The 26,647-nt window shown below is 38.2% G+C and carries 19 protein-coding genes; 8 read left to right on the forward strand and 11 right to left on the reverse strand.

Annotation, left to right across the window (positions count from 1 at the left end; all coding sequences use genetic code 11):
- The first annotated feature begins 53 nt into the window (after positions 1–53).
- The 3 genes from ACTJKN_RS26985 to ACTJKN_RS26995 all read left to right on the forward strand — a co-directional run bounded on the left by ACTJKN_RS26985 (position 54) and on the right by ACTJKN_RS26995 (position 1,699).
- Positions 54–629 (forward strand): nitroreductase family protein, encoded by a 576-nt coding sequence (locus tag ACTJKN_RS26985; RefSeq protein WP_440828717.1) that lies wholly within the window; start codon positions 54–56, stop codon positions 627–629.
- Positions 630–854: 225 nt separating this feature from the next.
- The gene (locus ACTJKN_RS26990) at positions 855–1,199 is read left to right on the forward strand and encodes a DUF1801 domain-containing protein (RefSeq protein ID WP_440828718.1); all 345 of its coding nucleotides are present in this window, start codon (positions 855–857) and stop codon (positions 1,197–1,199) included.
- Positions 1,200–1,246: 47 nt separating this feature from the next.
- Positions 1,247–1,699 (forward strand): 3-oxoacyl-ACP synthase, encoded by a 453-nt coding sequence (locus ACTJKN_RS26995; protein ID WP_230145178.1) that lies wholly within the window; start codon positions 1,247–1,249, stop codon positions 1,697–1,699.
- A 466-nt stretch (positions 1,700–2,165) separates the two neighbouring features.
- Here the strand turns inward: ACTJKN_RS26995 and ACTJKN_RS27000 are convergent, their stop codons facing one another.
- From ACTJKN_RS27000 to ACTJKN_RS27015, 4 genes are all read right to left on the reverse strand, one after another.
- The gene (locus ACTJKN_RS27000) at positions 2,166–3,335 is read right to left on the reverse strand and encodes a DUF3298 domain-containing protein (protein WP_440828719.1); all 1,170 of its coding nucleotides are present in this window, start codon (positions 3,333–3,335) and stop codon (positions 2,166–2,168) included.
- Positions 3,336–3,422: 87 nt separating this feature from the next.
- The gene (locus ACTJKN_RS27005; RefSeq protein ID WP_440828720.1) at positions 3,423–4,304 is read right to left on the reverse strand and encodes a polysaccharide deacetylase family protein; all 882 of its coding nucleotides are present in this window, start codon (positions 4,302–4,304) and stop codon (positions 3,423–3,425) included.
- Between the two features lie 9 nt (positions 4,305–4,313).
- Positions 4,314–5,675, reverse strand: coding sequence for a hypothetical protein (locus tag ACTJKN_RS27010; protein ID WP_440828721.1), 1,362 nt, complete (start codon positions 5,673–5,675; stop codon positions 4,314–4,316).
- 57 nt (positions 5,676–5,732) lie between these two features.
- The gene (locus ACTJKN_RS27015; RefSeq protein WP_440828722.1) at positions 5,733–6,611 is read right to left on the reverse strand and encodes a polysaccharide deacetylase family protein; all 879 of its coding nucleotides are present in this window, start codon (positions 6,609–6,611) and stop codon (positions 5,733–5,735) included.
- A 176-nt stretch (positions 6,612–6,787) separates the two neighbouring features.
- Here ACTJKN_RS27015 and ACTJKN_RS27020 point away from each other — a divergent pair, with 176 nt between their 5' ends.
- Positions 6,788–9,295: a DPP IV N-terminal domain-containing protein gene (locus ACTJKN_RS27020; RefSeq protein ID WP_440828723.1), complete on the forward strand. Its 2,508-nt coding sequence runs from the start codon at positions 6,788–6,790 to the stop codon at positions 9,293–9,295.
- A gap of 937 nt (positions 9,296–10,232) precedes the next feature.
- A complete protein-coding gene (locus ACTJKN_RS27025; RefSeq protein WP_440828724.1) occupies positions 10,233–10,676 on the forward strand; it encodes a PepSY-like domain-containing protein in 444 nt (147 codons plus the stop codon).
- Positions 10,677–10,881: 205 nt separating this feature from the next.
- Here the strand turns inward: ACTJKN_RS27025 and ACTJKN_RS27030 are convergent, their stop codons facing one another.
- Positions 10,882–11,718, reverse strand: a complete 837-nt coding sequence (locus ACTJKN_RS27030) for a M57 family metalloprotease (RefSeq protein WP_440828725.1) — start codon at positions 11,716–11,718, stop codon at positions 10,882–10,884.
- A gap of 167 nt (positions 11,719–11,885) precedes the next feature.
- On the opposite strand from ACTJKN_RS27030, the gene ACTJKN_RS27035 reads away from it, so the two are divergent.
- Positions 11,886–14,666, forward strand: coding sequence for a S8 family peptidase (locus ACTJKN_RS27035; RefSeq protein WP_440828726.1), 2,781 nt, complete (start codon positions 11,886–11,888; stop codon positions 14,664–14,666).
- Between the two features lie 319 nt (positions 14,667–14,985).
- Positions 14,986–16,638 carry a M28 family metallopeptidase gene (locus ACTJKN_RS27040; protein WP_440828727.1) on the forward strand — a complete coding sequence of 551 codons (1,653 nt, stop codon included), beginning with the start codon at positions 14,986–14,988 and terminating at the stop codon, positions 16,636–16,638.
- Positions 16,639–16,718: 80 nt separating this feature from the next.
- On the opposite strand, the gene ACTJKN_RS27045 is transcribed toward ACTJKN_RS27040, so the two are convergent.
- Together ACTJKN_RS27045 and ACTJKN_RS27050 are read right to left on the reverse strand one after the other, a co-directional pair.
- Positions 16,719–17,321 carry an outer membrane beta-barrel protein gene (locus ACTJKN_RS27045; RefSeq protein ID WP_440828728.1) on the reverse strand — a complete coding sequence of 201 codons (603 nt, stop codon included), beginning with the start codon at positions 17,319–17,321 and terminating at the stop codon, positions 16,719–16,721.
- 320 nt (positions 17,322–17,641) lie between these two features.
- A complete protein-coding gene (locus tag ACTJKN_RS27050; protein WP_440828729.1) occupies positions 17,642–18,199 on the reverse strand; it encodes an NADPH-dependent FMN reductase in 558 nt (185 codons plus the stop codon).
- Positions 18,200–18,302: 103 nt separating this feature from the next.
- On the opposite strand from ACTJKN_RS27050, the gene ACTJKN_RS27055 reads away from it, so the two are divergent.
- Positions 18,303–19,505: an MFS transporter gene (locus ACTJKN_RS27055; RefSeq protein ID WP_440828730.1), complete on the forward strand. Its 1,203-nt coding sequence runs from the start codon at positions 18,303–18,305 to the stop codon at positions 19,503–19,505.
- Positions 19,506–19,596: 91 nt separating this feature from the next.
- On the opposite strand, the gene ACTJKN_RS27060 is transcribed toward ACTJKN_RS27055, so the two are convergent.
- The 4 genes from ACTJKN_RS27060 to clpB all read right to left on the reverse strand — a co-directional run bounded on the left by ACTJKN_RS27060 (position 19,597) and on the right by clpB (position 26,076).
- The gene (locus ACTJKN_RS27060; RefSeq protein ID WP_440828731.1) at positions 19,597–20,226 is read right to left on the reverse strand and encodes a hypothetical protein; all 630 of its coding nucleotides are present in this window, start codon (positions 20,224–20,226) and stop codon (positions 19,597–19,599) included.
- A 9-nt stretch (positions 20,227–20,235) separates the two neighbouring features.
- The gene (locus tag ACTJKN_RS27065) at positions 20,236–20,889 is read right to left on the reverse strand and encodes a hypothetical protein (protein WP_440828732.1); all 654 of its coding nucleotides are present in this window, start codon (positions 20,887–20,889) and stop codon (positions 20,236–20,238) included.
- Positions 20,890–21,014: 125 nt separating this feature from the next.
- Positions 21,015–23,309 (reverse strand): M60 family metallopeptidase, encoded by a 2,295-nt coding sequence (locus ACTJKN_RS27070; protein WP_440828733.1) that lies wholly within the window; start codon positions 23,307–23,309, stop codon positions 21,015–21,017.
- A 166-nt stretch (positions 23,310–23,475) separates the two neighbouring features.
- Positions 23,476–26,076, reverse strand: coding sequence for an ATP-dependent chaperone ClpB (clpB, locus tag ACTJKN_RS27075; protein ID WP_440828734.1), 2,601 nt, complete (start codon positions 26,074–26,076; stop codon positions 23,476–23,478).
- Between the last annotated feature and the right edge of the window lie 571 nt (positions 26,077–26,647).

A 26,647-nucleotide genomic window follows, 5' to 3' on the forward strand; every position in this document is an offset into this window, starting at 1 on the left:
TCAAATCTAGCCTTAAACCTTCTGCCTTCCACCTTTTACCTTATATTTACCAAATGAGTACAACATACGATATCATTTCAAAAGTTATAAAAGAACGGCGCAGTATTTTCCCTGCAAGCTATATAAAAAAAGAAATTCCGGTTGAAGTAATCAACCAGATTTTAGAAACAGCCAACTATGCACCAACACACAAATTAACCCAACCCTGGCGTTTTGTTGTGATCAGAAAAGCAGGATTAAAAAAACTTGGTGAAGAACTGGGTAAATTATATAAGGAATTGGTTAGTCCGCAACAGTTTTTACAGAAAAAGTACGACAGCTTTGCCGAAAAAACGAGTCAGGCCGATTGCATCATTGCCATCAATATGCAGGTGAGTGGTAAAATACCGGAGTGGGAAGAGCTGGCGGCCGTTTCGTGTGCTGTTCAAAATATGGCTTTAACTGCCGAAAGCCTGCAGGTAGGTGCCTATTGGAGCTCTCCACCTTTAATTGATGATTTAGGTGATTTCTTAAGTCTGGGTGAAAATGAAAAGTGCATCGGCTTATTTTACATGGGCTATCACAACGAAAAACCCTGGGCGCCAAACCGAACTTCGATGGAAGAAAAGGTGAGGTGGATAGAGGGGTAGTTCATTGGTTCATTAGTAGATACTGTAATCGGTTAATTGACTTCAGACTAAGGACAAAAGACTTCGGGCTATTGGTTAGTCAAGTGTCCTCGTCATCTCGACTGGAGCTTAGCGGAATGGAGAGATCTTTAAACAAAAGTTCCAATAGGTTAACTTTAAAAGATTTCTTCCCGAATTTTCGGGATCGAAATGACGATCTTTCTAAAAATTCACATTATTTAATGTATGTTAAATCCTCTTGATAATTATTTCGAACAAAAAGATGAGCCGGTTAAAAGCTGCCTGCAATATTTAAGGTCGCTTTTAATGGGCTATGCTGATATTACAGAGCATTGGAAATACGGAATGCCTTTTTATTACCATAAAGGAAAAATGTTCTGCTATCTTTGGATACACAAAAAACTCCATCAGCCTTACATCGGTTTGGTTGACGGAAATAAAATTGAACACGAAGATTTATTGCAGGAGAAAAGAGCCAGAATGAAAATTTTATTGATCAACCACCTCGAAGATACCCCCAAAAAGAAAATCGAATCTATTTTAAAACAGGCCTTTGCCTTAAGGAAATAGTCTGTTTTCCTTTTAATATCATCCGTTTTTACATTTTCCATTATTATATGTCTGCATTAAAATCTAAACTTTATCAGCTTTGCCTAACTTTTATTCAAAATAGGATAGAAAATATTGAATATTCTCTGCAACAGGCCAGGCAAGCTTCTAATGATGATACAAAAAGTAGTGCAGGCGATAAATACGAAACCACGCGCGAAATGATGCAGCAGGAGATGGACCGCAACAGCAAATTACTGTATGAAGCCGGGCAACAGAAAATTGCATTACAACAGATCGAAAATGTAGAATCAGATCGCCTGGTTAAAAACGGAAGTTTGGTTTTAACCTCAGAAGGCAATTTTTACATCAGCATCAGTGCAGGAGAACTAAATACCGATGGACAAAAATTCTTTGCGGTATCGCAAGCTTCGCCGATAGGGAGGTTTTTGATCGGAAAAGCAATAAATGAAAGCTTTAATTTTAATGGTAAAGAATATATCGTAAAAGAGATACTGTAAAGTTTTCAGTTGGCAGTTTTCAATTTGCAGTAGATAGTTTTGAATCGGCAGTTAACAACATTATACTTGCAGTTCGTAGGTTTATATTTGCAATTAACAGTTCTAAACTTGTAGTTAACGACATTATACTTGCAGTTAACAGCTTTATGCCTGCAGTTCGTAGCTTTATGTTTGCAGTCAACAGAATTATACCTCCCATCTCGAGTTCTATCAATGCAGTTAACAACTTTATCGGAGAGGTAGGTAACTTTATCGTAGCAGTAGATAAGTTTATATTTGCAGTTACCAGGTTGATGCCCGAAGTTAAGCGTTAAAAATCTGTGTAATCTGTGTAATCTGCGGGAACAATTTATCCTATTCATTCCCGCTGATTTAAGATGATAAGCGCAGATGATAAGTTTTCAGTTGGCAGTTTTCAGTTAACCAGTTCTAAAAGTTAATCGATTAACCAATAATCAACTGTAAGCTACTTAATACTCATTCTTTGGGCAAACGCAGGCGCCAAATAGGCCTTTAAATCCGAGTAAGGAATAAATACTACAATCTGCCCTTGTGCATAACTCGCTACTTCATATGGATTGTACATAAAAGCAATTCCATTCGCATTGAAATAAAAATTTTTGTTCGGTTTAATAAAGTCATCAAAAAGAACAGTGTTCAGTGCATCTTTGGCTTTAATGTTATATTCTTTACGAAGATTGCGTTCTAAAATACTTTGTAAGGTATTCGAATCTATTTTGATGATATCGCTAAGCACCATTTGTTTTTTGTTTTTCACATCTAAACAAAACATTACGCTGCTGTAATTTCCATGTGCACCACCAGTATAAGCATCAGCAAGGAAATCGACCACTACATAACCATTATCATTGTAATTGATAGATTGCTGGCTATTATTGGTGTAGTTCATCCATGCCTGAAAATCGTCGCCACGGCTATTTTTCGATTGCTCTGCAACCTGCATCTTATAATCTTTAAAATAAGCGGTGGCTATGTTTTTAAAGCCAATGGAGCGGTCTATATTTGGCTTTAGCCCCGAAATTTTTTTAAGTTCCGAGTTTAGCCAGTTGCCGTATTCATCGTTGTTTTTACTTTCCAGGTATTCAAAACTGATTTCAGCTACAGGCGATTTTGGCTGATTGGCAAATGCCTTAACCGAATCTTTATAAATGCCTGCATTGAATTGATAACTGCCCTCAGGATATTTTTCTGTTAAAGCAATCGGGTATTTTTTGGTCTTATCGCCACTTTCCCAATTGCCATTAAAACCATCTCCATTCCATTTTAAAGCTAAATGTGGCGATTTAAAATCCTGTGTAAAGTACGATTCATAAAAACTGTATTCAGTGAGCACAAGGCTATCTTTCCCGATTAAAGTATCGGTTGATAGGTTAAGCCACGAGCCCTCATAATAATAGGTGCCACTTACATCATCATCAACCTTTTGCAAATGCATCACTACTTTTTTGCCTGCAATGGTACCTTCCAATCGCTTGTAAAAACTTTCTGTAAGTTCGGCCTTTGTATTCGCTGTACTATCATTTGTAGTTTCAGCGGTATTGGCTCCATTTTTAGGGTTGTTACAGGCAGCTATGATCAGTAGTCCGAAAAGAAAACAAAGCAAATAATATTTCATAGGGAGGGTATAAAGTTTAATGTTATAAAGTTTGAACGTTGATGTGCTTAACCTTCATTCAAACGCGCTAAGTTTTAAACCTCTTTGTTATGATTTTGTTTTATTAAAGCTCTTGTTAATGCTGTAATATAAATTTTTTGCCGTGTATCTTCCCGGATCAATTATTCTTCTGAGCGTATAAAGCGGGTAGTTCTCGTCTCTTGCCGTCGAAAGTATAAATGCAGCTTTAAAGCCATGCTCTTTCAGCTTGTGTAAAGTTGAAGCTTTAAAAACACCGTAGGGATAGGCGAAATACGCTACTTTTTTCCCTGTAATTTCTTCCAGTTTTTTAGTTGGCTCATCGATTTGGGTTGTCCAGTCGGCATCGGTAAACTGCGCAAAGTTTTTATGATCATAGGTATGGCTGGCAATCGTATTTCCCTCGTCAGATAATTGTTTAATCTGCTCTTTAGTCATGTAATTGATCCGCCCTTTTCTGCCGATCGATACTGTCATAATAAAATAAACCCCTTTAAAACCATGTTTTTTTAATGTTGTATTCCCAATGGTAAATTGATCTTCGTCGGTATCATCAAAAGTGATCATAATCGGCTTTTCCGGCAGCTTAGCACCATAAACCAGATAATTGTAGAGCTGATCGGGTAAAATAGAATGATAACCGCTATCGGCCAGCATTTTCATGTGGTCTTTAAATTTATCAGGGGCAATAATGTCGTCGTGTGCTCTTTTACTGTCACTGGCAATATTATTTCTGATTTGATGATAACACAAAACAGGTACCTCTCTACGGGCCAGAATGGTTTTGTTATCGGCAGGTTTGGTATTGGCCGAATCTATTTTAACCTCTTTGATCGTGCTTGTTGCAACAATTTTTTCTTTTTGCTTATTGCTCGAACAAGCCAGTGAAAATGATCCTAAAAATAAAATTGATAAAAGGATGTGAGTAGCAGGTTTTAGATGTTTATCCAAGGTTTTAATTTATTTGATCAAAGATACAGCGTTTTCAGAAAGGATAAACTCTTTTTCATAAATATCCCACTCTTTTTGAGTAATACCTGATTTTAAAGCAATTCTTTTAAAGAAAGCGTAATCTGTTAATTCACCTTTAGCGATTAAACAGGTGTTAAGGAACTTGAAAGTGCGCTGCTCTCCGATTGATTGTTCCAGTCCGCGCAATAAAAATGGGCCGTATGAATAACGGTAAGTACCTGATATTTCATTCGCTTCTTTAATCGCATTTAAAGGTTTCGCCTTAAAATTTTTTAGCTGTTTCCCTTTATCTTCAAAATATTTGGTGCCGAATGCTTTGCCAAATTTTTCTTCACTTGCTTTGACCGATAAATATTCTGCGGTAGATTCTAAGAAGAACCAGAACAAAGTAGAGTTGGGTTGTAAGACGTTGCCGAAATAATAATGCCCAATTTCATGTGCGATAAATGGATAATCGTTCTGGTTTTTAAGTTTATGTTGCTCCTCATCAATCATATCACCCAGTTTAATACCCGCAAAAGCAATGGTTGGAAAAGCCACAAAACCCCAGCTTCTGCCTTTGTTAAATTTTTCTACAGGTGCATGTTCAATAAATACATTTTTTGTATTGTATGGGATTTTTAAAACCTTATAATAATAGGCTTTCATTTCAGCAATATTCTGTTCAAAAACATTCAATTGCTTATCATTCATTTGCGTGTTTAAAAATAGCGCGCCATTGGTTTTTTGTACATTATAATCTCCGGCAAAAAGCATCGGCGCAATGGGAATATTCGATTTAAATCTGGCAATTGGCCCCGGTTTAGGCAGATCGCCGTTTACAAAAATCATCTTAGCATCCTTACTTGTTACCTGGATATCGAAGGTCATTTGTTCAATCAGCTTGTCGTTTTTGATATCATAAATAATCGGATACCATTTAGATTGATCTGTAGCCCTCATCGTTTTGCCATTAAAAGCAATTAATCCCTTAAAATCTATAAAGTTTAGTGTATCAGTGTAAATTGGGAATGCTCCTGTATAAGTAATGTGCAATTTAACCGGGTTAACCATTGTACTGTCTTTAAACAATGGAGTATAGGTTAAACCTTCGCCGCGCATGGCGCCACCATAAAATCCGGCATAGTTTAAGGTTTGGTTTGCCGAATCTTTTATCGCCTTAATGTTAAAGCCCTTGTTTAACAGAATCTGATAGTCTTTTCCCAGGTTGGGGATATTGCTGAGTATAAAATCGCAGGTAATCTGCCCTGTGGCCATTACAACTTCTACTTTTCCGCTCAGGTGTGGTGATTGTGCATTGAGCTTAACGATCTGAAAGAACAATAAAACAACTATTGCAATTTTTTTCATGTTGTGGAGGTAACTCGTTAAAAAGAAAATCCCCAGCTTTTGCTGGAGATATTTTGCTTAAAAGCTATTTTTAATACTATTGCTCAATGTTTTTGGCGACCAGTAACCGCTGGCAATAATCCTCCGGATGGTAAACAACGGGTCTTTTTCATCGCGTTTGGTTGATAATTGATAAGCCATTCTAAAACCCCGTTTTTTAAGCTCAGGAATACCTTCTGCATTCCATAAACCAAAAGGATAGGCAAATTCTGTCATCTTTTTACCTGTAATTTCTTCCAGTTTTTTTGTTGGTTTATCTAATTGTTCTTCCCAATCCTTACCTGCATATTTTTTAAAGTTTTTATGATCATAAGTGTGGCTACCGATCACATTTCCCTCATCAGCAAGTTGTTTAATCTGCTCTTTGCTCATGTAATCTACAAATTTGCCTTTTTTGCCGATCGAAACGGTCATGATGAAATAAACGGCTTTATACCCCAGTTTATCTAAAGTAGGGCGCACAATGGTAAACTGATCCAGGTCAGTATCATCAAAAGTTAACATAATGGGTTTGCTCGGTAGCGCAGCACCAGTGTTCAGGTAGGCATAAAGCTGATCTGGTAAAATGGTATGATAACCACTATCGGCCAGCATTTTCATCTGGTCTTTAAAATTCTGGATTTCTACAATATAATCTTTACCTACTTTGCCGTCAGTTGGTTTCCAGTTTCTTACCTGGTGATAACATAAAATAGGTACCTGTTTTCTGGCTAAAATGGTTTTGGCATCAGCAACTTTTATTTTAGAAACGTCAACCGGTGTTCCTGTACTTGTAGCATTTTTAGAAGTTTGCCCGGCAGAATCTTTAGCCGTGGCATTTTCTGTTTGAGATTTAGATTGGCAGCTGGCAAATAAGATTACTCCGGCTGTTATTAGGGTTAAAAAGCTGTATTTCATTATGAGGATATATAACTACAAAACTATAAAATCCGTCAATTATTTAACCATCAAAATAAATTGTGTTAATAATTAATTTCGGGTGCATAAAATTGAGCTAACTATCGCTTTTATTACACATTAAAGCCTGCTTAATATGCTTTAATTAAATAATTTAGCGGCTCAAACAAATTTTGATGAATAAACTTTATAAACTCCTGCTGTGTACGCAGTTTTTATCCTTAGCTGTAGTTGCACAAAACAAAACATTTACCCTAACCGAAAATATTCAAGTACAGCCTAAAGCAAATTATCAGCTTGCATCGCGTTTTTCGCCAAATAAGTTGAAAAAAATGGTTTATTCTACAGCTGTAGACCCACATTGGCTAAAGTTGAGCAACCGCTTTTGGTACACTTTCGAAAGCCCGAAAGGAAAATTCTGGTACCTCGTAGATCCTGCATCAAAAAGCAAAAAGCTGATGTTTGATAATGCCAAGCTAGCTGCAGATATTACCCTGATTGTTCGCGATCCATTCGATGCCGAACATTTGCCGTTGGAAAATCTGAAATTTGCTGCTGATGAAAAAAGTATTTCTTTCGAAATTAAAAGCAGCATTGATGAGCTGAAAAAAGATAGAAAAGACAAAAAAGCTGCAGATTCTATGCAGAAGAAAATATTTTCTTTCAAATACGAACTGGCCAGCGCGAAATTAACTGAGGTGCCAAACTTCAGTAAGCCAAAGCCAAAACCATCATGGGGATCGGTAGCGCCCGATTCATCGGCCATTATCTTCTCCCGCAACTACAACCTGTATTGGATGGATAAAGACAACTACAAAAAAGCAGTTAAAAATGAAGATGACAGTACGATCGTAGAACATCAGCTAACTAAAGATGGTGTTAAGTTTTATTCATATGGAAGTGATGGCGATGGCGAGAACAACGTAGAGAACGAGAAAAACAATAAAAAACGCCGTGGTGCTTATGTGCTTTGGTCGCCGAACTCGAAATATTTCGTATTGGATAGAACCGATTCGCGTAAGGTTAAAGATCTTTGGGTTATTAATAGTGTTACACCTGGCCGCCCAACGTTAGAAACCTATAAATATCAGATGCCGGGAGAGGCTGAAGCCCCTCAGGATGAAGTGCTGTTGTTCGATTTTGCTGCAAAATCTTATAAAAAACTGAGTGTTGCCGCATTTAAAGATCAAAGTGTTTCAGTTTGGAGCAAACCATCATTAAATAAAGACCGTGATAACGAATTCCGTCCGTCTATCTGGTTGGGTAATGATAGCCGATTCTATTTTTCACGCACCAGTCGCGATTTAAAACGTATCGACATTGGTACGGTTGATATTGCTACCGGAAAAGTTACGCCTTTAATCGACGAACGTTTTAATACCTATGTTGAAGTTAACCGCCCAGGTTTGGTAAATGATGGCAACGAACTGATTCATTGGAGTGAGCGCGATGGTTGGGCACATTTTTATCTCTTTGATGGAAATGGGAAGCTGAAAAACCAGATTACCAAAGGTGCTTTCCACTGTGAGAGTATCGTAAATATCGACGAGAAAAAACGTATTCTTTATTTTACGGCAAATGGCCGGGAAGGTAAAGAAGACCCTTACTATTTACATTTATACAGCATCAATTTTGATGGCTCGAACATGAAATTGTTAAATGCAGGTGATTTTGACCATGTGGCGAATATGAATGATAACAATACTTTTTTTGTTGATAATTATTCGAGGGTAAACACTGCACCAAAAGCGACACTTTATGACGGAACCGGGAAAAAAGTGATGGATCTTGAAACTACAGATCTTTCATTATTAATAACAGCAGGTTACAAATTCCCTGAACCTTTCAAAGTAAAGGCTGATGACGGGATTACCGATCTGTACGGCGTAATGTATAAACCTTTCGATTTCGATCCGAATAAAAAGTATCCGATTATCGAATATGTTTACCCAGGCCCACAAACTGAAGCGGTAAACAAAGCTTTTAGCAAAAGTATGGACCGTACCGAGCGTTTAGCTCAATTTGGTTATATTGTAATTACGGTAGGTAACCGCGGTGGCAACCCTTCGCGGTCTAAATGGTACCATACTTACGGTTATGGTAACCTGCGCGATTACGGTTTGGCAGATAAGAAAACGGCTATTGAGCAATTGGCAGCCAAATACCCTTATATCGACGAATCGAAAGTGGGTATTACAGGTCACTCTGGAGGTGGCTTTATGTCAACCGCTGCTATGTTGGTTTATCCCGATTTCTTTAAAGCTGCGGTATCGAACGCAGGAAACCACGATAATAGCATTTACAACCGTTGGTGGAGCGAAAAACACCATGGTGTAAAAGAAACCATTTCCTTAAAAGGCGATACCTCATTTAAATACAGCATTGATAAAAACCCTGATCTTGCCAAAAACTTAAAAGGGCATTTGTTATTGATGCATGGCGATGTAGATAATAATGTGCATCCGGCAAATTCTATCCGCGTGGCCAATGCACTAATGAAAGCCGGCAAACGTTTCGATTTCTTAATTATTCCAGGTCAGCGCCATGGTTTTGGAGATATGACCGAGTATGCTTTCTGGAAACTGGCCGATCATTTTAACAAATATTTAATCGGCGATTTTTCTGAACCGAGCGATGTTGATTTAGTAGAAATGGACAGGGATATCGAACAGAACGGAAAATAAATTTCATTTAACCACAGATAAAAAGGATGCACAGAGCAATCCGTGTTTATCGGTGTCTATCTGTGGTTAAATATTTTACTCCAAGCCATCTGTTGTTTTTGGGAAACAAAGTTCTATTTGTCATGGCTTGTGTCCTCACAAACCATTTTTACAACGATAAGCCCTCGTTGCGTGGCTAATTTTTCATTAGCCGTGGCAATCTACTCAGTAAGTGTTGTTTTTGATGTTAGATAGCTTTTGGAAAGCCAGGCTTCGGTAGTTCTTCGGTTATTTCAGTCCTGCTATTGCCTATCAACATGAGTCGTCATTGCGAGGCTAATCCTTCATTAGCCGCGGCAATCTATCTAATTAGTGTTTGTTTCTTGAGTTAGATAGCTTTTTGGAAAGCAGGCTCCGGTAATTCTTCGGTTATTTCAGTCCTGCTATTGCCTATAGTCCCGATTTGAATTTTTCTTAAATACAATATTGGTTTAAATCGGGAGCTATTTGGCGCTATCAGGTTTAATATTTTAGGGTTGTATTCCAAATTTAAACCGTTCTATTGCAAAATTTCCCCTTTGGACCATGATTCGTGCCCTCGCTAGCCATTTTGTTATTTGTTTAACCACTGATAAAAAGAATGCACACATATTCAATCCGTGTTTATCAGTGTCCATCTGTGGCTAACCCATTTTCCTGTAAGCCACCTGTTGTTTTTGCGAAACAATTTTCCTCCATGATTAGTGTCCACACAAACCATTTTGTTGTTATTTAACCACAGATAAAAAAGGATGCACACAGATTCAATCCGTGTTTATCAGTGTTCATCTGTGGTTAAACCATTTTTCTACGAGTCATCTGTTGTTTTTGCGAAACAAATTTTCCTTCCATGGTTTGTGTCCTCACAAACCATTCTGGTGATTAGAAACAATTTAAAGGATATGGCTGTTGTTTTAATATGAATTACAAAAGCACAATTTTGGCATCATTACTTTTAGTTGGAGGAATGGCCAGTAGCAGCGCTCAAGATATAGATCAAAAAAATGTTCCATCAGTTATTAAATCAGCATTTAATAAAGCTTATCCAAAAGCAACAGATGTAGATTGGGAAAAGAAAGGTGCAAATTATGAGGTCGATTTTAATTTAGGAAAGGTAGCTCATAAAGCTACTTATGCGGTTTCGGGCAAAACAGTTTCTTTCGAAAAAGATATTCCTAATGCCCAATTGCCGGCAGTAATTGCTAAGAATATTAAAGCAAAATACCCTAAAGGTAGAATCGATGACGTAGATTGGATTAATACTGCTGGGAAGATAACCTACAAAATCGATATCGAAGGTACACCGGATGTAAATGTTTGGTACGACGCCAGTGGAAAGTTTATTAAAGAGGTAGCCGACTAAAATTTTAAACATAATTGTGACGGCTTGTGTCCGCACAAACCACTTTTTTGCGATTTAACCACAGCTAAAAAGGATGGACACAAATTCAATCCGTGTTGATCAGTGTGCATCTGTGGTTAAAAATAACTTGTTTAATAAGAGGCAAACAAAAAAGCCCCGAAAATTTCGGGGCTCTGATCTGTTAAGGTAATCCGTTAGTGTTTTTTTATTTGTAAAGGTAATTTACTGCAATCACATCATTTGCGTTGAAAGTACGGTTACCACCATTAGAACAGGCCAACATAAATGAGCCCGCATCAGGAGTGGAAGGCGTTCCGGGGATTCTAACTGCGCCCACATTCGATGCACCTTCGTTGCCTGCACCACTTGCGCCACAACTAAAGGCACGGTTCATGTAATCCGTATGACGGAAACCTATGCAATGGCCAACTTCGTGCTGGATCACAGAAGCTAGATACAACAAATCTGGGTTTGTGCCATAGGCAGCCGCATTGGTGTTCATTTTAATCTGATTATACGGTTTTCCTGATGCTGTTGGGAAACCCGCAGAGCCTAAGGTAATAAAGCCGCCACTTGGACCTTCGTTAAAGCCAACAACGTTAATGTTTCCGGTTGTACCTGCGCTAGCCCTTTGGAAAGTAATACGTAAACCCAATGAGTTGTACCTCGAAATCATGGTGTTTACAGCATCGCTATATACCTGAGGTAGATTGGTTACTGAAACCGTAATTACACGTGGTAATGATTTAACCAGGTTCGTGGTTCGGTACTGTTCAGTTTCGGCAATGTTTAAATTTGCACCAGTAGAAGGTTCAGCTAAATTGTCATCAGTTAAAAGAATATCGCCCTCTACCAAATAACCTTCATCTGTTTTGCGGATATTGTCGGTGCTAAAGCCTAGAGATTTGATCTGTGATAATTTGTCTGCTGAAATTTCAGTTTTGTTTTCTACCGCATTTTCTGTATTATTACTCTTACAAGAGTATAGGTTCGTGAGTAGAAGAAATGCTGCTGCAATCGATAAAAATTTTGTTCTTTTCATCTTAGTTAGAATTAAATTAGTTTAGGTTGAATAAGTTAGTTAATAAAATTTGTGGATTACCTTATTAATCCTAATTTAGAGAAGATAAACGATGTAAACAAAATTTTATAATAAAATAATTTTTGAAAGTCAGTACTGTATTTTTAGTTATATGTTTTTGTCTGTCTGTGCTTAGTTTAAACGCACAAGTACAACCTGCTGGAATAGAAAAATATTTTGAAAAATATATTTCCAAAACTGGTGATTCACAAAAATTAAGTGCCGAAGGGCTCATTTTGGTTCGGTTCAATCATACGTTGACGGCTACCGAAATTCAATTATTAAACCCTAAAAAGAAGCTTGCCGGCGATTATTTTATTGTCGAAAAATCGCCTGTCTCCAACCTCTCTAATCATGTTATTTATCAAGAAAAAGCTAATGGATTATGGAAGGCCAGCGATCGGTTAACCAAAGTGCTTGCCAAGTCCACAAAAAAGAACGATTCTATTCTGGTTAGGTTATCCTTTAAAAATATAAATACTTTACCTGGTTCAGTTAAAAACTTAAGCATAAAATCAATAGATCATATCAACAACCTGATTATGGTTAATATTTTACCAGCTGATTTAATGTTGATATTGGAGCTGGATGATATTTTATACGCTGATGTTTTGCCGGTTGCTAAAGAGGAAGTGGTGATTAATGGCATCGATCTCGGTTTAAACCAAATTTCTAATGCCCATCGTCTTTTTCCGGGTATTGATGGGGCGGGGGTAAATGTTTCCTTTAAAGAAGGGATGTACGATGCAAGCGATCTCGATCTGTTAGGTAAAACGCTACCTGGCGCAATTATCGGCAAAACACCAACCTCCCATGCTACCACTATGGCCACTTTGGCATTAGGGAACGGCAATTCCTTTATCCGTGGTTTAGGTGCCGCACCTAAATCCAAATTGGCATATTCTGATTTTTCTAACCTCATGCCAGATTTGGTTACTGATTTAAACAGGCTTCAGATTAAAGTTCAAAACCATTCGTATGGTACCGATATAGACAATGACTACGGAATGGAAGCAGCTGCATACGATAAGCAGATTTACGAAACTGATACTTTGATCCATGTTTTTTCTGCCGGAAATAAAGGAACAACAACGCCGTCAGTTGGTTTTTATCAAGGGATAACCGCCAGAGCCAATTTAACAGGCAATTTTAAGCAGGCCAAGAACTTATTGGTGATCGGAGGGATTAACAGAGAAAATATTTCTGAAAATCAGAGCAGCAAAGGTCCTGCCTATGATGGACGCGTAAAACCGGAACTTGTTGCCTTGGGTGAAGACGGAACATCGGGCTCTGCTGCAATTACCAGTGGATCAATCGCTTTGTTAGAACAATTTTATCAGCAGAAATATAAAAAAGGAGCTTCAGCTTCATTAATTAGGGCAACAGTAATTAATTCAGCTGATGATTTGGGAACACCACATGTTGATTTTTTATATGGCTATGGAAAATTGAATGCAGCCCAATCGTTAAAAACTTTAGATGAAAACAGGGCGTCTTTGTATGAAGTGGCCAAAAATCAGGATTTGCTTATTCCTTTGGCAATTCCGGCTAATGTAGCTGAAGTGAAACTCACCATTACCTGGAACGATCCTCCTGCTGTTGTAAATGCAGCACAAAGTTTGGTTAATGGATTGGATTTAAGTCTCGAAAATCCTGCCGGAAATTTAACACTGCCCTGGGTGTTAAGCAGCTTTCCGCATTTAGATTCCCTCTCAAAGCCAGCGGTGCGCAAAGCCGACGTTATCAATACCATTCAGCAGGTTAGCCTCGATAATCCCCCGGCGGGTGCTTATAAGGTTCATGTTAATGGTAACAGGATCACACAGGGCAATAACCAGCGTTTTGCAATGGCTTATCGTTATACATTCAAAAACACTTTTTCTTTCATCAATCCTGGAAAAAACGAATACTTTTTTGCCAATGAAGATAACTACATAAGGTGGGAAAATACTTACACCAGTAAAACCGGAAATTTATCGGTGAGCTATGATGAAGGGATTACATGGAAATCAATTGCTTCGGGGATCGATTTAAGTAAAGGTTTTTACAACTGGAATGCTCCAGATTTGTTTGCAAAAGCAATGATGAAAATGGAAGTGGATGGAAATGTAATATTGAGCCAATCATTTACGATTTCTAGTCCGAGGACTTTGAAAGTTGGCTATGTATGTAAAGACGGGGCGGTGCTCAACTGGGACCCACAACCCGGTGCAAAAGATTATACGCTGTACAATATTGTAGATAATATTCTTTCTCCGGTGCTAACCCTTACTGATACTATAGTTAAGCTTGATGCAAGTAAGATTAATAGTAAGTATTTTGCGATAGCAGCTAACGGGACAGGTTTTACAGGTTTAAAAAGTTATACAATCGATTATACGCAGCAGGGAATTGCCTGTTATGTAAAGAGTTTATTTGCTTTAGTGGCCGATGAGAACCGGATAAGGGTTGATCTGAAGATAGGCAGTACTTTGGATTTAAAGAATATCATTTGGGAAAAACAGACCGGGCCAAATACTTTTAGTATTTTACAGCAGACCAAGCCAGTTTCAAATCAACTCGATTATGCAATTTTTGATGAAAAACCAAAAGCTGGAATCCAGTTTTACCGTGTTACTTTCGAAACTGCCAACGGCCAGGTGCAGAGCGATCTGGTTTCGGCAGTGTTTCTTAAAGGCAATGAATTTTCCTTCTTTCCCAATCCGGTAGCCGATTATTTAACCATTCTGAGCGGATCATTCGAAGATTACAGTTTATCTATCTTTAACATCTTAGGACAGAAGGTATTTGAGGAAAAGGCCACAAGTTCGAACCGTTTTTTGCTCAGCGCTTTATCAACAGGTGTTTATGTTGGTGTGATCAATAAAAACGGGCAACAGTTAAAGAAATTTAAGCTAATTAAGCAATAATTGAAACATGTTTTGCGTAAACCTTTGGTGATTATCGGGAGGCATTTTGGTTCCCTCAGATTTAATATGATAAGCGCCGAATTTTGGAATTAAGGGTGTTTAAGCTTTGTCTGCGCCAATCTGTGGGAGATATATTTGTTCCCTCAGATTTAATATGATAAGCGCCGAATTTTGGAATTAAGGATGTTCGAGCTTTGTCTGCGTAAATCTGTGAGATCTGCTGGAGATTCTCAAATTAGGGATGATAAACACAGAAACTCCTAATTTCTTCGTATTTTTCAGCAAATGAAATTTTTTATTGAAATTCAATTCTTTATAAATGAAAAAACTCCTTCTACTTTCCAGTTGTGCACTTCTGTTCTTTGGCTCCTGTAAACAGGGTGCAAAAAGTACTGGCGATAGTGCCGATTCGTTAGCCATTAAAGCCATTAACGATTCGAGTTTAACCCAATATCTATCTGTAATTGCGGCTGATAGTTTAGAAGGGCGAAAACCTTTTACCAATGGAGAAACCAAAACGATTAATTATCTAAAAACTCAGTTCGAAAAACTAGGCCTGCAGCCGGGCAATGGAGATAGTTTCTTTCAGGAGGTACCCATGGTAGAAATTAAATCTGTGCCGGAAGATAAAATGGTTTTCAAAGGAAAAACAGCATCCTTAACACTCAATTATTTAACCGATTTTGTGGCTGGCACGCGCCGTGTGCAAGATGAGGTAAGTATGAGTAACTCATCGCTGGTTTTTGCAGGGTATGGCATTGTTGCGCCCGAGTATGGCTGGAACGATTATGCAAATCTAGATGTAAAAGGGAAAACGGTGGTGGTGTTGATCAATGATCCGGGCTTTGCCGATTCTACCTTGTTTAAAGGTAAAAATATGACTTACTACGGCAGATGGACTTACAAGTTTGAAGAAGCTGCAAGGCAGGGGGCTACAGGGATTATTATTGTTCATGATACCGAGCCGGCAGCTTATCCCTGGACAGTTGTGCGCAGTGGCTGGTCGAAATCTAAACTTACCCTGCAAAGCGAAGACAATGGAATGAGCAGGACCGTAGTAGAGGGCTGGATTACTTTAGATAAGGCGAAACAGCTATTTGCACTGGATGGTAAATCATTCGATCAATTGGCTCTAAGCGCCCGGAAAAAAGGTTTTAAAGCTGTTGATTTAAATATCACCACTTCACTAAAGGTTAAAAATACCATCAAAAAATCGGTTACTTATAATGTTCTGGCTAAAATACCAGGCGATAAGCGTAAAGATGAAGCTATTATTTATTCGGCACATTGGGATCATTTAGGCGTGGGAGAAAAAATACAGGGCGATTCTATTTACAATGGAGCGGTTGATAATGCAACTGGCGTAGCTTCTTTATTCGAAATTGCTTCGGCCTTTAAAAAGTTGCCTAAAGCACCCGGACGCACCATTTTATTTATTTCTTATACCGCCGAAGAGCAGGGTCTTTTAGGGTCTGAGTATTACGCCAAACACCCGGCTTTCCCTTTGGCTAAAACGGTTGCCAATATCAATATGGATATGATGGGTATCGCCGGTAAAACCAAAGATATTGTGGTGTACGGCTTTGGTCAGTCAGAATTGGAAGATTATGCTGCAACGGCGGCTAAAAAACAGGGGCGGGTAATTGTGCCAGATCCTGTTCCCTCATCGGGATTATACTATCGTTCCGATCATTTTAATCTGGCCAAGGTTGGTGTACCATCACTGTTTACAGGTTCAGGGGTAGATAACATTAAAAATGGCAGGGCGTGGGGATTAAAGCAGGTAGCTGATTTTACTAAATTCCGTTACCATTCACCACAGGATAATTTCGATTCCAAAACATGGGATTTATCCGGTATTGTAGAAGATGTTCGGATGCTCTTTGATATGGGTTACCGCATCAGTAATGAAAATTCGTATCCGAAATGGAAAGATGGGTCTGAATTTAAAGCCATCAGAGAAAAAAAGTAAAACAAAAAGCGTCCCGATGGTAAACCGGGACGCTCTTCGAAAAAAAGTCATTTATTAAGTTTCCCCTAAGGGAGAATTAATTAAAAGTAGAACTGTACACCTAATCTTGGTGCGAAAGTATCAGCGTTTAAACCGAAAGTATTGGTTTTAACTTTAGCGCCAGTTCCTTCAGCTTTTAAAGTATAGTTTTCATAACTTAAACCTTTAACCGAAAGTTCGATGCCGATTCTTTTTGTTGGGAAAAATGCAAATCCTGGAGCAAGTTCTACACCGATTTTAGTAGTAGTACCGGTTTTAACAGCGTTATCACCGTTCGCATCAGTTGTTTTTAACTGACCGAAAGCCAAAGGCACAGATAATTGTCCGAAGAATTTGAATTGATCAGACAAACCTACATAGTAACGTCCGAATGGAGCAACTTTAAAAGCACCATCTTGAGTTTTCTCGCTTACCTTTTTATCGTATTCGTAACCAACACCTGTACCGATCGCAAAGTTGTTGCTGATAAAATAACCAACACTTGGTAATACGCTAAAGCTGAAATCCGCTTTTGGGGCGCCATCTACTTTTGTAGAGTTTACACCTACGTTACCACCTAACATAAAATTTCCTTTTTCAGTTTGTGCTTGTGCACCATAAACTAAACCTGCTACTGCTACTAAAGATAATAATAGTTTTTTCATCTTTTTTATTATTTATTTGTTATAAAAATATAGTCAATTTTACTTTTTTAATTTCTGACTATATTTGAATAAAAGTCAACACTTGTGCCAAAAATCTTTGCCTGCGTCATTAAAAAATCAGTTTTTGGTCAACTGCTTAATTGTTAAACAGATATAAAATTAGTGTTAAGTCAATATTATTTTCGTGTGACTAAAAATTAATCGACTGATTAATTTTTTAGACATGACAGATTGACAATCTGACTTTTTTTATATAAATGTCAGATTTTAATCGTCTAAAATGACAGGTTTTTTTGGGAAGGACCTGTTGCGGTTTTGGATTAAACCTTACAAGCAGAAATTAAATTTTCTATTTTCTTTTTAATAATGCCGATGGTTTTCTCATCGGTTAGATTTCCATCCGCATCGAATTTATTTTGTGCTTGTGCAACCAATACTTCTGGTTGCAGTACAGGGTTCATATTTAAGAAAGTAAAAACAGGCAAAAATGCGGTTTGCATTCTAACCGTTCCCCACATGCCCTGTGTGGCGCCCATCACAGCAACTGGTTTATGCATCAAAGGCGAATCTTTTCCACGGCTGGCCCAGTCGATGGCATTTTTTAATCCGCCTGGAATAGAATAGTTGTATTCAGGAGAAACAATAATAAAAGCGTCTGCAGTGGCCAATGCATCTCTAAATTTCACCACGCTTGCCGGCCTTTCTTCAACTTCCGGTAAATCATGATCTGCATTGTAAACAGGAATATCATCAAAAGCTATAATTTCGAAAGCAATACCTTCGGGGATTAAACTGCCTGCGACTTTAAGCAGCATGGCATTGTACGATCCTTTTCTTAGACTTCCGCATAGGCCAATAATTTTTTTGTTCTTTTCCATAACTATAAAACCGAAACTTTATAAAAATGTTTGGTTTTTGCAAGGACATATCGCTTAGTTTAAAAGTTTATAATCACTATTTTTGGCGTTATATTTTACCTTTATGACTGAGAATAGCACGACCACTTCCATTATTGAAAAAACTGTTTTCCCAATACTTTTCGCTTTAAGCTTTTCGCATTTACTTAATGATACGATACAATCGTTAATTCCTGCAATTTATCCCATCATTAAAACCAGCTATCATTTAAGTTTTTCGCAAATTGGTTTAATTACTTTGACCTTTCAATTGGCGGCATCATTATTACAGCCATTTGTGGGTTTGTATACAGATAAAAAGCCTCAACCTTACTCGTTGGCTGTTGGCATGGGTTTTACCCTGATCGGGTTAATTTCGCTTTCACAATCGACCCATTTTTACACCATATTACTTTCAGTATGTTTTATCGGGATAGGTTCTTCTATATTTCATCCCGAGGCTTCGCGTATGGCCCACGCCGCATCAGGAGGAAAAAGGGGATTGGCGCAATCTGTTTTTCAGTTAGGGGGTAATGCAGGCAGCTCTTTAGGTCCGTTGTTGGCGGCCTGGATCATTGTTCCTTACGGACAGTTCAGCGTAATCTGGTTTTCGGTAATCGCACTTTTAGCCATTATTATTTTAACTTACGTAGGCAATTGGTACAGGGGATTTATGCTTTCTAGAAGTAAAAAGATCAATATTCAAACTGTTGTGAACCAATTTTCGAGAACTAAGGTGATTTTCTCGGTATGTATTTTACTCTTGCTGATTTTCTCGAAATATTTCTATATGGCGAGCTTGACCAATTATTTCACCTTTTATCTGATCGATAAATTTCATGTTTCGGTGCAAACCTCGCAGGTCTATCTATTTGTATTCTTATTCTCGGTAGCAGCGGGGACATTATTGGGCGGGCCAATAGGCGATAAAATAGGGCGGAAATACGTAATCTGGGCATCCATATTGGGTACCGCTCCATTTGCGTTATTACTGCCACATGCCAACCTGTTTTGGGTAGGTGTACTTATTGTTCCCATCGGGATGATTTTGGCATCAGCATTCTCCGCAATTTTGGTTTATGCACAGGAGCTCATTCCCGGTAAAGTTGGTTTGGTTGCTGGATTATTTTTTGGCTTTGCCTTTGGAATGGGTGGCATCGGATCGGCACTATTGGGAAAATTGGCTGATTCTACGAGTATTGAATACGTATTTAATGTTTGTGCGTTTTTGCCTTTAATCGGTTTACTGACCGGATTCTTACCGAATATTGAAACGAAAAAGAAATAAAAAAGCCCATCCTCTTTTATAAAGGTGATAAAAAAACACCGATCTGATTTATTAGATCGGTGTTCGATGATAAGAATAAATGGATTGTATTCTACTTCGAATTTGCATTCAGGATAAAATAGTACAGTTCAGTAGGAGAGAAATTGAAAACGCTTCCTGTTTCACCTGTAATTGATTTGAGTTTTCCATTTTCTTCCGGAAAAATGCTTCTGTAGTATTCGATCTGGGCACCGCCTATTGATTTGAGTTTCCCATTTTCTTCAGGGAAAATGCTCCTATAGTATTCGATTGCCAAATTGCCGATAGATTTGATTTTTCCATTTTCTTCGGGGAAGATGCTTCGATAATATTCGATAGGCATATCTCCGATTGATTTTACCTTTCCATTTTCTTCAGGAAAGATGCTTCTGTAATATTCTATTTTTTTATCGCCTACAGATTTAATTTTACCATTTTCTTCTGGAAAAATACTTTTATAATATTCAAACTTCTTATCTCCAATGGATTTAATCTTTCCATTTTCTTCAGGGAAAATACTTTTGTAGTATTCAAAATTGGTATCGCCGATTGATTTGATCTTTCCATTTTCTTCTGGGAAAATGCTTCTGTAATATGTTATTTCTTTGTTTTCTGCAGTTTGTGCTTTTATATTAAATGCATAAGTTAAAAGCAGGGTTAAGCTCAATACCTTTAAGTTTAACCGGCTTAATATATTTTTCATGAGGTAAAGTTAGAAGTGAATATTAATCGTGAAAGTAGGGGTAAAGTTATCGAGTGCCAACCGCAAGTTATTTTTCTTATCAAAGTTGTACAGCGATTCTTCAGCATAATAATTTTGATGGAAGAAACTTAAAATAGGAAACGAAAACTCAATACTCGAATCGTTAGAAAGCATATAAGCAAAACCTGGAGTTAAGCTTGCCCCAAAGCCTTTTGCACGTGCATCGGTACGGATAAGATAACCTTCATCGTCAATTCTATTGAATGTGTTGATTTGGAGGAGCAAATTAGCCTGGGCAAAAAACTTAAACCGATTTTTAACATCCACATATTTGCGTATGAAAGGAGATATGCCGAAACTAAATTCTTTTGGACCATAGCGGTCTTCGTATCTTCCATCTTCTTCATCCCAGGAGATATAACTTTCGCCACGCAGTTTGGAAAGATTTAGCGGGATCTCCAGGCCTATTGCAAAATTATTAGCCAAAAAGTAGCCTCCACGAGGTGTAGCGGTAAATGTGTTCAGGCTTTGTGAGGTGTTGTTTTGTTTTGAGGTTCCAAAGCTTAGACTGATTCCGGCAAAGCCGGTTCCTTTTTCAGTTTGGGCATAGCAATGCCAACTGACGGCGCAAAGCAGCGCCATGATGATTAATTTAGGTTTCATTTTATTTGTGTTTTTGTGTGTAATCAATAATAATCATTATTGAAACAAAAAGCAAGAAAATGAACTATCATGTTAGTTACTTTTTAAATAAAAATCCCGCAGATTTAGCTAAGGGATAATATACCTTAATGTGGAAGATAAGCAACGAGCTCGGTGGGGAGCCAGGTTTTATAGTCGCGTGTATCATTTTTTGCTTTTTCACTCACAGGTATTTTCCAGACTTCGAAAAAGGAAGATAAATTGGCATTGGTAGTTTTACAGATGGTTGTATACCAGAGATCGATCCTTTGCTGATTACTCAGCGGATGATCGTAGTATTTTCTGGGGTCCATTTCACGGTATATTTTATTGGCTTTGATAATGGGTTCCCATCCAAAATTTTCAATAATCTGGATATACATACTTAGGGCAACAAATGGATCATTCCCCCATTTTTCAAAGCTAGGTTGATTTTCGAGATAACCCTTGATTCTTTTTCTTACTTCTTCTTTGCTGCTAATTGCTTCATGATTATAAATTCCTTTTTTCAATACCTTATCATACACATACATCGAATAAAGATTTGTGGTTACTTCACTTACCTGGTCCATATCAAGCGCCCAAAATTGATGACGATGCCCCAGCTCATGAAAATGCCCCCAACTTCCGGTTGTGCCTACAATTTTTTCATCAAGCATCCAGGCACAGCTTTGGTCATCAGGTGCCACAATTTTATCCCATACGGTAAACATATAGCCGTAAGCTACCTGGTTATCAATAATAATTCTTTCGGGATGTGTCCTGTTCCGGTTAATGATAGCCAGATCGGCATCAGCATCCATTACCTGATTCCAGAATTTCATTAACGATTCTGGATTTTCTAAATTTTTGATCCTGTATGACGGAACGGTAAGAATAATGTTATTGGTAGCAAGTTCTGCCCATGGAGCTGGGTTATTTTTGATTGTTTCCCATTCTGCAAGGGTATTTTTTTCTAAATTATAATAAGGCGCCTTAACTACACCACTTGCCGTAATATTGATTGATTTTAAGGTAGAGCTATCTGAAATCTTTACATATAACAGTCCACCATAAGGCGAAAAAACTGTTGTGGTATCTTTATCCAGTTCGAACGATCTTGTTAAATCAAAACCGCCCCTAACTAGATTATCCATGTGTTTTAGATCGTCGTTATGGATGCCGATCTGAGCCTTTAAATGTTGGTTTTTGTATTTAGGATCGACCACAATATTAACTTTCTCACCCGCTGGTATGTAAACCCCGGTACTGTGCAGCCTGAAATAATTTGGATAAGGATCAGCTAATCCCTGTGAGCCCACTTTTACTTCTATATTGATCTGTTCAACAGTCCGTTTTGCGTTTTTAGGCACTTCTCCGGGAAAAAATTTGCTATCAGGATATACAAAATTTGCTGCTTCGCTGGTATTATGGATTTTATCAAAAAGGTATTTGGAAAATTTATAGCCTGCCTTTTTTGCAGGAGTAGAAATATCAAGAGGATTTTTTATGCTTGGTACGGCGAGTGTATCACTAATGGATAATATCGACTTTATTTTTTTTATGATCTGGCTGGTATCTGCATTATACAAAAAAGCGAGTTCGAGGGTTGGTTCTATAACATAGGCATACTCGTTTGGGTCGATTGCTTTGGGGACGGGTTTGACCAGTTCTCTTGTAATATTTTTCAGATCAAGATAAAAAGGTTCATTTTTGAATGTTAAGCTATCTTTTGTGTTTTCTACCAGAAACAAAGTATATGCGTTAAATATGCCTGCTTTGCTTAATACACTATTGATTTTCACCAGATCGTTTAGGTACGATTTGGTATGATCGCGGTGCTTAAAAACATAGGGATATGGCGAACCATAAACCAGACTGCCACCACCACGAACAAATTTTTCGAGTGCTTGCCGTTCTGTGGTATCCGATATATCTTCTGTTAAAAAGTAAAGATCAGTTTTGTCCTCTATTTTAGTGTTTTCGGCTATGTAAACTTTTGCTTTATTGGCTTTTAACAGACTAACCAAGGCAGGGTCGGCAGTTTTGGTTACCGCTACTTTTAGTTTTTTTTGATGATCAGTAGCATTTTCGAGGATATTTTTTAGTAATTTCTGGATATTTTGATCGGCCAATAATTTACTTTTAAAATAATCTGATGAGCCAATGGCAAAAATTTGCCCTTTACCAAGGCTACCAGTCATTATAACTGTAGTTAAAACTTCGGTTTGAGGGACGAGACGATGGGTTGCAATGATCTCCGGATTTTCATTTGTGGTGTAAAACACTGAAACAAATGTGCCTGTATCAGGCATGGGTAAGGTTATAATATCTTTTAAGAGTGCGGGTTTTTGAAATTTTTGCGCGAAAGCCTTGCATGTAAAAAAAGCCAAAATCAAGAGCGGATAGATTTTTGTATTCATTATCAAGCGGTTGTGTTTTACAATTCTAGTCATCTTAAATTGCTATCACAACAATGTAAGTGTTAAAAAAAGCTAAAAATGCTTCCTCCTTAACTTAGATATACAGATTTGGAGAGCAAAAAAAAACCGTCCCAATATAATCGGGACGGGGTTTAATCGCCGAATGTTAACCAGCGTTTTGGTTCAGGAAAACAAAATTATGATCGAACATATCCAGTTTAATTTTGCTGTCTTTATCTATCTTACCTGCCAATATCTCTTTCGACAACTCATTTAGAATTCTTTTTTGGATAACCCTTTTTAACGGCCTGGCACCAAACTGCGGATCGTAACCCAATTGTGCCAACCAATCTAAAGCTTCATCGCTGGCATCCATTTCGATACCCATTTCGGCCAATGTTTGCTGTACATGTTTAAACTGCAAGCTTACAATGTTTCTGATTTCGCTGCGGTTTAATGGTGTAAACATAATCAGCTCGTCAATTCTGTTCAAAAACTCCGGACGAATGGTCTGTTTTAATACCTCGAACAATTCATTTTTGGTTTTCGCAATTATCTCCTCACGGTTTTCATCAATTAAGTTTTTAAAATTATCCTGAATTAAATGTGCTCCGATGTTTGAGGTCATGATGATGATGGTGTTTTTGAAATTCACCGTCCTGCCTTTGTTATCGGTTAAACGTCCGTCATCTAACACCTGTAACAGGATATTAAATACATCCGGATGTGCTTTTTCAATCTCATCAAGCAATACCACAGAGTAAGGTTTACGCCTAACGGCCTCGGTTAACTGTCCGCCTTCGTCGTAACCGACATAGCCCGGAGGCGCTCCAATTAAACGTGAAACTGCATGACGCTCCTGATATTCACTCATATCGATACGTGTCAGCGCATTTTCGTCATTGAATAAAAATTCTGCCAATGCTTTCGCAAGCTCAGTTTTACCCACTCCGGTTGTACCTAAAAAGATGAAAGAGCCGATTGGTTTACGTTTATCCTGCAAGCCTGCACGCGAGCGGCGGATCGCATCAGAAATGGCTTCGATTGCTTCATCCTGCCCAGCCACGCGCTGGTGTAATTCTTCTTCTAAATGAAGTAATTTTTCGCGTTCACTGGCAATCAGTTTAGTAACCGGAATGCCTGTCCAACGGCCAACTACGCCTGCAATATCATCAGCTGTAACTTCTTCCTTAAGCATACGGCTATCGCTTTGCTGGCTTTCTAAATCGGCTTTAAGTTTTTCAACTTTATCCTGGGCCTCTTTAATTTTCCCGTAACGGATTTCGGCTACTTTACCGTAATCGCCTGCACGTTCTGCCTGCTCTGCTTCTAATTTATAGTGCTCAATCTGCTCTAACTCGTTGTTTACCGCATCTACCAGGTCTTTCTCACCTTGCCATTTGGCTTTAAATTCATCACGTTCGGCAGATAGGTTGGCAATTTCTTCTGAAAGCTCTTTTACCTTTCTGTCGTCTTTTTCACGTTTAATGGCTTCGCGTTCAATCTCTAAACGCATAATTTCACGGTCTAAAGCATCCACATTTTCAGGCACGCTATCCATTTCCATACGCAATTTAGATGCAGCCTCATCCATTAAATCGATGGCTTTATCCGGCAAGAAACGGTCTGAAATATACCGCTGACTCATTTCTACAGCTGCGATAATTGCTTCATCTTTAATCCTTACCTTATGGTGTGTTTCGTAACGTTCTTTCAATCCACGGAGGATAGAAATGGCATCCTGTGTATCAGGTTCTTCAACCATTACTTTTTGGAAACGACGCTCTAATGCTTTATCCTTTTCTAAATATTTTTGATACTCATCTAAAGTTGTTGCACCAATGGCACGCAACTCTCCACGTGCAAGGGCAGGTTTTAAAATGTTCGCCGCATCCATTGCGCCTTCGCCACCACCAGCACCTACCAAAGTATGGATCTCATCAATAAACAATACGATTTCGCCATCGCTCTGGGTAACTTCTTTAACCACGGCTTTTAAGCGTTCTTCGAACTCGCCTTTATATTTTGCACCTGCAATAAGCGAACCCATATCGAGCGAATAAACCACTTTGCTTTTTAAATTTTCAGGTACATCACCTTTAATAATCCTGAAGGCAATACCCTCTGCAATGGCTGTTTTACCTACACCTGGTTCGCCAATTAAAATAGGGTTGTTTTTGGTTCTGCGTGATAAAATCTGAATTACCCTGCGGATTTCTTCATCGCGACCGATCACCGGATCGAGCTTTCCGCTCTCGGCATATTCGTTTAAATTTCTTGCATATTTGCTTAAGGCCTGGTAAGTAGCTTCTGCATTTTGATCCGTTACACGGTTATCGCCACGCAATTCTACAATGGCTTTTTTAAGGTCCTTTTCGTTAACGCCCTGTTCTTTTAATAACTTCGAAGTGCTATCGTTAACGGCTAAAATGCCTAACAGTAAATGCTCTACAGAGACAAATTCATCTTTAAACTCTTTTAAAAATGTTTGCGCTTTCTGAAGGGCGCTATTGGCATTAGATGACAGATAGACATTGCTTCCGCTCACTTTTGGGAACTTGGCAATCTCTGAATCTAAGTTTTGATTTAGTGAATTTAGGTTAACGTTCAGCTTCTTTAAAACATAAGAAACTACGTTTTCATCAACAGTAAGCAGACCTTTAAGCAGGTGTGCCGTTTCAATAGCCTGTTGCTGATTGCCTTGGGCTATTTCAGAAGCCTGTTGAACTGCTTCCTGGGCTTTTATAGTAAAATTGTTGAAGTTCATAGCTCTTTTAAGTCAAAACAAATGCCACAGTAATTTTGATTTTACAATCGGAAATTTTGTCGGTAAGATTTTGTTTTTAATGACTAAATTGCTGATATTTAGTGTTTTATACTGAAAAATTGTCGCGATAATGCTTGCTGTCATTCTGAACGCAGTGAAGAATCTTTAAACTATCGAAGTCTTATATGGGATTGTAAGTTTTAACTGATTTGGGCGTTACCCAAGCTGCGCAAGGGTCCGGGCTTTTCAGGGCTGCGCTTCGCTCCGGTACCGATGAAGGATCGGTACTGAACCCTTACAATCCCGAACGCAGAATCATTGGTGTCATTCTGAACGCAGTGAAGAATCTTTATCTACACTACTTAGACTTTGAAGCAATTAATCGATGAAATCAGTAATCTATCGCTTAAAAGATCCTTCGTGCCTCAGGATGACAGACTTCTATAGAAAGGTCGTCCTTTAGATTTGTATAATGGAATTATAGTTTATTTTTATCTATTAATAATATACAAATATTACCTAACTCGGTAGCGGCTCATTAACAGATCGTCAAGGTTTTTATACCTATGCA

The sequence above is a fragment of the Pedobacter sp. 22163 genome, from assembly GCF_052045595.1.
Classification (GTDB): Bacteria; Bacteroidota; Bacteroidia; order Sphingobacteriales; family Sphingobacteriaceae; genus Pedobacter.

Coding starts and splice junctions, on each gene's coding strand:
- ACTJKN_RS26985 (WP_440828717.1), top strand. CDS start 54: ATGAGTACAACATACGATATCATTTCAAAAGTTATAAAAGAACGGCGC.
- ACTJKN_RS26990 (WP_440828718.1), top strand. CDS start 855: ATGTTAAATCCTCTTGATAATTATTTCGAACAAAAAGATGAGCCGGTT.
- ACTJKN_RS26995 (WP_230145178.1), top strand. CDS start 1,247: ATGTCTGCATTAAAATCTAAACTTTATCAGCTTTGCCTAACTTTTATT.
- ACTJKN_RS27000 (WP_440828719.1), bottom strand. CDS start 3,335: ATGAAATATTATTTGCTTTGTTTTCTTTTCGGACTACTGATCATAGCT.
- ACTJKN_RS27010 (WP_440828721.1), bottom strand. CDS start 5,675: ATGAAAAAAATTGCAATAGTTGTTTTATTGTTCTTTCAGATCGTTAAG.
- ACTJKN_RS27015 (WP_440828722.1), bottom strand. CDS start 6,611: ATGAAATACAGCTTTTTAACCCTAATAACAGCCGGAGTAATCTTATTT.
- ACTJKN_RS27020 (WP_440828723.1), top strand. CDS start 6,788: ATGAATAAACTTTATAAACTCCTGCTGTGTACGCAGTTTTTATCCTTA.
- ACTJKN_RS27025 (WP_440828724.1), top strand. CDS start 10,233: ATGAATTACAAAAGCACAATTTTGGCATCATTACTTTTAGTTGGAGGA.
- ACTJKN_RS27030 (WP_440828725.1), bottom strand. CDS start 11,718: ATGAAAAGAACAAAATTTTTATCGATTGCAGCAGCATTTCTTCTACTC.
- ACTJKN_RS27040 (WP_440828727.1), top strand. CDS start 14,986: ATGAAAAAACTCCTTCTACTTTCCAGTTGTGCACTTCTGTTCTTTGGC.
- ACTJKN_RS27045 (WP_440828728.1), bottom strand. CDS start 17,321: ATGAAAAAACTATTATTATCTTTAGTAGCAGTAGCAGGTTTAGTTTAT.
- ACTJKN_RS27050 (WP_440828729.1), bottom strand. CDS start 18,199: ATGGAAAAGAACAAAAAAATTATTGGCCTATGCGGAAGTCTAAGAAAA.
- ACTJKN_RS27055 (WP_440828730.1), top strand. CDS start 18,303: ATGACTGAGAATAGCACGACCACTTCCATTATTGAAAAAACTGTTTTC.
- ACTJKN_RS27060 (WP_440828731.1), bottom strand. CDS start 20,226: ATGAAAAATATATTAAGCCGGTTAAACTTAAAGGTATTGAGCTTAACC.
- ACTJKN_RS27065 (WP_440828732.1), bottom strand. CDS start 20,889: ATGAAACCTAAATTAATCATCATGGCGCTGCTTTGCGCCGTCAGTTGG.
- ACTJKN_RS27070 (WP_440828733.1), bottom strand. CDS start 23,309: ATGAATACAAAAATCTATCCGCTCTTGATTTTGGCTTTTTTTACATGC.
- clpB (WP_440828734.1), bottom strand. CDS start 26,076: ATGAACTTCAACAATTTTACTATAAAAGCCCAGGAAGCAGTTCAACAG.